This is a genomic window from Dorea sp. AGR2135, from assembly GCF_000420885.1.
In the GTDB taxonomy this organism is placed as follows: domain Bacteria; phylum Bacillota; class Clostridia; order Lachnospirales; family Lachnospiraceae; genus Dorea; species Dorea formicigenerans.
Window position 1 is genome coordinate 1 of sequence record NZ_ATVU01000061.1, and the last position, 5444, is coordinate 5444.

General features: G+C 40.1%; 6 protein-coding genes and 1 pseudogene. All 7 read left to right on the forward strand.

The annotated features are described in order from the left end of the window. Positions 1-312 precede the first annotated feature (312 nt). Positions 313-786, forward strand: a complete 474-nt coding sequence (locus G593_RS0118060; RefSeq protein WP_029732583.1) for a sigma factor-like helix-turn-helix DNA-binding protein — start codon at positions 313-315, stop codon at positions 784-786. Between the two features lie 241 nt (positions 787-1027). After that, positions 1028-1210, forward strand: coding sequence for a hypothetical protein (locus G593_RS19975; protein WP_081646594.1), 183 nt, complete (start codon positions 1028-1030; stop codon positions 1208-1210). Positions 1211-1363: 153 nt separating this feature from the next. After that, positions 1364-1744, forward strand: coding sequence for a type II toxin-antitoxin system PemK/MazF family toxin (locus tag G593_RS0118065; RefSeq protein ID WP_029732584.1), 381 nt, complete (start codon positions 1364-1366; stop codon positions 1742-1744). Beyond that, on the forward strand, positions 1725-1973 hold the full coding sequence (locus G593_RS0118070) for a DUF6870 family protein (RefSeq protein WP_029732585.1): 249 nt from the start codon (positions 1725-1727) through the stop codon (positions 1971-1973). Before G593_RS0118065 ends, G593_RS0118070 begins: the two co-directional genes overlap by 20 nt. Positions 1974-2081: 108 nt before the next feature. Then, the gene (locus G593_RS0118075; RefSeq protein ID WP_029732586.1) at positions 2082-3773 is read left to right on the forward strand and encodes a recombinase family protein; all 1692 of its coding nucleotides are present in this window, start codon (positions 2082-2084) and stop codon (positions 3771-3773) included. 1 nt (position 3774) lies between these two features. Continuing rightward, positions 3775-5076 (forward strand): recombinase family protein, encoded by a 1302-nt coding sequence (locus G593_RS18945; protein WP_242827140.1) that lies wholly within the window; start codon positions 3775-3777, stop codon positions 5074-5076. Beyond that, positions 5018-5444, forward strand: a pseudogene (locus tag G593_RS21080) (recombinase family protein); the annotation flags it as partial. The gene G593_RS18945 and the pseudogene G593_RS21080, both read left to right, overlap by 59 nt.

Genomic DNA, 5444 nt, shown 5'->3' on the forward strand with positions numbered 1-5444 from the left:
TATACTGAAATATGTACGATTTCAATAATGACATGAACTTATGGGAACGTATTGCGGATACTTTGTGAACTTTATCCTGATACAATGATTATGCTGATGAAAGAAGGCATAGATAACTGAATACAAGAAAGAGACGAAAGCCTCAGTAGTTAAGAAAAAACTACTGGGGCTTTTTTTCGTGCCTAAATTTTTCAGCCAATAACTGCGGGCGTATCCCGGCAGGATAAAGGCGGAGCAGGCATGATTTTAAACAGAGGTCCGCCTTCTGGATTTGAAACGAGCAACAAGATTTCAAATTCAGGAGGAACGGACATGTATATTGAACACCCATATTTTTATGAAGGAAAGTATTACGCAAATATTGATGGAGAAATGATCGAGGTTACAAAAGAAGTTGCGTATGCGATGAACAATTTTTACAGAAGCAGCAAGGCAAAAAAAGTTGAGATTAAGAACGAACTGGGTGAGGTCGTGGATAAGATGCTGCGGGAGGTACCTTACAGTGGACAGTCCATTGATGGGGAAGGATTCATGATTGAGGCTTTCCCGGATCTGAATTGTAACGTGGAGCACAGTGTACTGACGAAAATGGAACAGCAGGATATTCATAAAGTGATCGACCAGCTGAATGCGGAGGAACGCATGATTATTTACGGCATTTTCTTTGAAAACAAGACTCAGACACAGATGGCAGAGATTATGGGAATCTCCAGACAGGTATTAGCGTACAAGTTGAAAACGATCCTTAATAAAATGCGTGAAATGTATATGAAAGAATTTTTTTAAAAAATATTGGAAAATTTTTTGCATCAGCCGAAGTCATTTGACTTTAGTAATTAGAGGAGCTTTAAGGACTCCCTAAAATGCACCATGATAACTGAATATCCAATAATAACTGACGTGACATTTCATACAGTGAGCACGAGGAAGATGCCGCTATAGGATTATAAGGACGTAAGAAACTATTTAGAGTCAATAATGCTGCGAAAAAGCACTGACCAAAGCCAGTCGGCAGGCTGGTGATGCGATGACATGTGTGAGATGCGATACACTTGCAGACCCTGAGAAGTCTGTAACTGGTAAACCTATGAACTGTTGGAGCCTGGAAACGAGAGTTTTCGGGTTGTGGTCCGGAGTATGCATTCGGGCAGGTTATTATTCCCTTCCTGCATATGCGGGAGTAACGATTCGGGGTATCGGGGATAAATAGAATCGAGCGAGCACTGTTTAATAATCAAATTGGCTATAGAGGTTATGCGGCAGAGCTTTCCTTATGGGAAAGAAACTCTGCCGTATTCCTGTGGAGCCAATATAGCGCTATGGATGCTTTACAAGTAAAAATAATAGATTGGAGAGAGGACAAATGACAATCCGCAGAGGAGATATCTTATGGGCGGATCTCGGTATGTTCCCGACAACTTCGGTTCAGGGTGGAGTAAGACCGGTGATCGTAGTAAGTAATAACAAAGCTAATACATACAGTTCAGTCATTATAGTAGTTCCGCTGACATCAAGAATATATAAGAAGCGGTATTTACCAACACATGTATTTATCAGTAAATATGACATGACAGGGATCCGAAAAGGAAGCCTGGCCTTGGCTGAACAGGTTATGAGCATTTCTACAAAATGTATTATTGAGAAATGCGGAAGAGTAAATAAGTGGAGCCTGGATCGGGTACTGAAAGCAGTACGGATTCAGATGGGAATGGAAGGAGAAGGGCATGACGGCAGAGGAATATAAAAACTATCTGGAGCAGGATTTCAGTGATGTAGATATCAATGAAATGACTGACCTACGGATGATAAAAGCAGACAGAAATAAATCGCTTCAGGAACGGAGAGATATTTTTCTGAATAAAGTAGGAAATCCATATTTGGTCCGAATCGGTAATATGAAAGTAAAAGTCAGATTTGCTAATAACGGTATATCTATGGAGCAGGCATTTGAGAATATGCTTCTGAGTGTCTGAAAAAGTACTGGCAAGATTGAGGGGACTGTGTTAGAATGTCGGTAAGGACAAATTATGCAGCCCCCTTTTATTACATGGATTTTCTGACGTAATAAAAGGAGGTAAGATATGTATCAGAATATCAATAAAATCTATCATGCCGCCATCTATGTCAGATTATCTAAAGAAGATGGCGATATTTCCAGTTCAGTAAAACTGGAAAGTAATAGCATTTCTAACCAGAAAGCTTTGATTCTGGATTTCCTGAAAGACAAAAAAGATATTGAAGTTGTTTCAGTCCGAGTTGATGATGGATACTCAGGCTCTAATTTTGAGCGCCCAGCATTCCAGGCAATGCTGGAAGATATCCGGCGTGGGATTGTAGACTGCGTAGTGGTAAAAGACTTATCACGATTTGGAAGGGAATATATTGATTCCGGGAAGTATATCGAGAGATTATTCCCGGCTCTTGGTGTGCGCTTCATTGCCATCAATGACAATTATGACAGTCTCAAGGGAAAGAATCAGGCAGACGAAATCATTATCCCATTTAAGAATTTAATCAATGATGCTTATTGCCGTGACATTTCTATTAAGATCAGGAGTAATCTTGAGATTAAGAGGAAAAAAGGCGAATGCGTGACTCCGTTTGTAGCTTTTGGATACAGGAAGACAAAGACAGATAAGCATAAATTAGAGATTGATCCATCTTCAGGCAGTGTAGTACAGGATATTTTTAAGATGAAGCTGCAGGGAATGAGTCAGGATGCGATTGCTAATCGTTTAAATGAACTGGGTATTCTTTCCCCATTTGAGTATAAAATCAGCAGTGGCAGTCATTATGAAACTGGCTTTCGACAGAAAGAACAGGCACTTTGGAGTTCTGTTACAGTCCGCAGAATACTGGAAAACGAGGTTTATATCGGAAACCTTGTACAGGAAAAAAGGACAACACCAAACCATAAAGTGAAGCAGACTTATGTGAAACCGGAAGATGACTGGATCCGGATTGAGAAAAATCATGAACCTCTGGTGAGTGACCGTGATTTTGAAATTGTTCAGAGGCTTCTTGGCATGGATACACGTACTTCACCTGACCAAAAGCAGGTATATCTGTTATCCGGAATTGCTGTATGTGCGGATTGTGGAGCACCTATGACAAGAAAGGTTTCTACTGTGGCAGGGAAAAAATATGCTTATTATCTGTGTTCCACAAATAAAGAAACAAAACGCTGCTCCAGTCATAGAATACCGGAAAAGGATCTGGAAGATGCCGTACTGGTGATGCTGAAACAGCATATCCAGAATATCCTGCACCTGAAAAGAGTCCTGGAATTTGTTGGTACTGTGCCATTTCAGGAGATCAATATGAAGAAGCTGCAGGACAGGCTGGAGAAGAAAAAACAGGAGACAGAACGCTGTAAGGAGTTACGGATGATGCTCTATTCGGATATGAAAGAGGGCATTGTATCAAAAGAAGACTATGTAGAGCTTCATGCAGTCTATGGAAAGAGGCTTAAAAATGCGGAAGAGAGTATCCGTGCGATCCAGAAAGAAATGGATAGTGAGCTGGAAAAAGCAGACAATGCCAATACCTGGCTGGATTATTTTGTGAAATATCAAGATATTGAAGAACTGTCCCGCACTGTGGTGGTAGAACTGATCAGGCAAATCCGAGTATATGATAAAAAGAATATAGAGATCACTTTTGATTTTGATGATTGTTATCAGACATTGCTGAGTCAATTACCGGCTATGGGAGTTGATACGGTAATAGATGATGATAATAATCTGCAGGTCAAGGTAAAGGAGGTTGTATAAAATGGCACGAAAGAGCAGGAAAAACATTCCGGAAGTAGTCAGCAGTGCAACCGTCCAGACAGAGATTAGCAGACCATTCCGGGCAGGATTGTATGCCAGAATTTCAATGGAAACAGAAGAAACACTAGAAAGAGGAACGATAGAAACCCAGGTGGAATTGATGAAAAACTTTGTAGCAGATACGGAAGATATTTCGGTTGCGAAAGTTTATAAGGACTCAGACTATTCAGGTACAAATTTTGACCGTCCTGGATTCGTACAGATGATGGAAGATATCAAGCATGGAAAAATCAATTGTGTTATTGTAAAAGATTTGTCCAGACTTGGCAGAAATTATGTCGAAACCAGCAATTATATTGAACGAGTATTCCGGTTTTTCCATGTAAGATTCCTGGCTGTGACAGATGATTTCGATTCTTTCAGAGAAGGTGTGGATCTTACAGTTCCACTGAAGAATATCATCAATGAATTCTATTCGAAAGACCTTGCCAAGAAGAGTAGCAGCGCAAAAAAAGCACTTTGGAAAGAGGGAAAATTTACAAGTGCCTGGGAACCGTATGGTTACAGAAAGTCAGAAGAAGACCATCATCAGCTGATTGTTGATGATGAAGCTGCAGAACATCTGAAAAGTATATTTTCTATGTATATGGATGGCAGGAATTATAGTGATATTGCAAGACAGCTCAATAAAGATGGAGTTTTATCGCCGACTTTACAGAGAAAATTCTATAAAACCGGTGAAAAGCCGCTTCCGGAGTCAAAACCCTGGAATAACTATGAAGTGAAACGAGTTCTTCAGGATGTTCATTGCACAGGTGATTCTGTATTTGGAAAATATCAGCAAAGTGTTTTCCAGGGAAATAAACAGAGAAACCGACCAGAAAGTGAATGGGTGCATGTGGAGAACACGCATGAAGGGATTATAGATAGAGAGTTGTTTCAACAGGTACAATCTAAAATCCAGGAATATACGGAAGCTTATAAGAAGAAACATCAGCAGAACAATGGGGCTATTAGAAACCATAATTTCTATACAGGAAAGATATGGTGCGGAGGCTGTGGCAACCGCATGACGTTGTCCAGAGAAAGAAATGGCACATTCTTTTATATCTGTGGAGCCAATACTAACCATAAATCCGGAGGAAAGCAATGCAAAGGGCACAGAGTCAGAAAAGAATATGTGGATGACGATGTTCTTCGCCTGATCCAAACGCATATGAAAACCGTATTGGATACAGAAAAAAATGATTCAGGAAATGAATGCAGCTTCCGAAAATCAGACACAGTACCTGCTTTTGGATAAAGAGGTGGGGAAACTCCGACGGGAACTAAGCCGAATCAGTAAGCGTAAGTCGGATTTATATGAAGATTACTCGGAACGTTTGATTACAGAAGAAGAGTACATACAGTTTTCTCGAATCTATTCCAATGAAATTGAGAATATCAAGAGCCGTCTGGACACAGTATTGGCGGCACAGGTTCGGTATTCCCAGGATTACCACATTGAAGAAGGCTGGGGAAATGTGATACATACTTATATGTCAAAGCGTAAGCTGACAAAAGAAATGGCAGATGCCTTTGTGGATTCAATTATTATCCATGGTAAGTATGATTATGAGATCAAGCTGGTATATGACGATCAGTTTGCAGATTTACAGAAATTAAAGAAAG